Origin of the sequence: Vibrio sp. 10N.222.55.C7 (assembly GCF_041473335.1) — a bacterium.
In the GTDB taxonomy this organism is placed as follows: Bacteria; Pseudomonadota; Gammaproteobacteria; order Enterobacterales; family Vibrionaceae; genus Vibrio; species Vibrio crassostreae_C.
Genome location: NZ_JBFRSC010000091.1, coordinates 1 through 316 on the forward strand (window position 1 = coordinate 1; position 316 = coordinate 316).

1 pseudogene is annotated in these 316 nt (G+C 42.4%); it reads left to right on the plus strand.

Annotation, left to right across the window (positions count from 1 at the left end):
• Window positions 1-95: 95 nt before the first annotated feature.
• Window positions 96-316: pseudogene (locus AB4482_RS22640) on the plus strand (ISL3 family transposase); the annotation flags it as partial.

Here is a 316-nt window from a genome sequence, read left to right on the forward strand (position 1 = left end):
GGTTCATCGCGGATTAGCGGGAACTAAAAACAAAAACGGTAGTAAGTGATATGGTTTAGTCGCCAAACAAAAATCATACACAAACTACCGTTTTCATGCCGAATCATACTTTCCTATCTTCATTCTGGGAAGGCTTTCAAATAGTAAAGTCTCACCAGACAGCATCACTTATTACCCTGACTCTTAAACCTAACTCTGAGGCTAAGTGCCTTTGTGGTCTCGAGGCCGAGGCTATTCATGAGTATCAATGGCGTCATGTAAAAGAGGCCATGTTGCTCGGTGTTCCTGTTGAACTTTCCGTTCAAACACGAAGAAT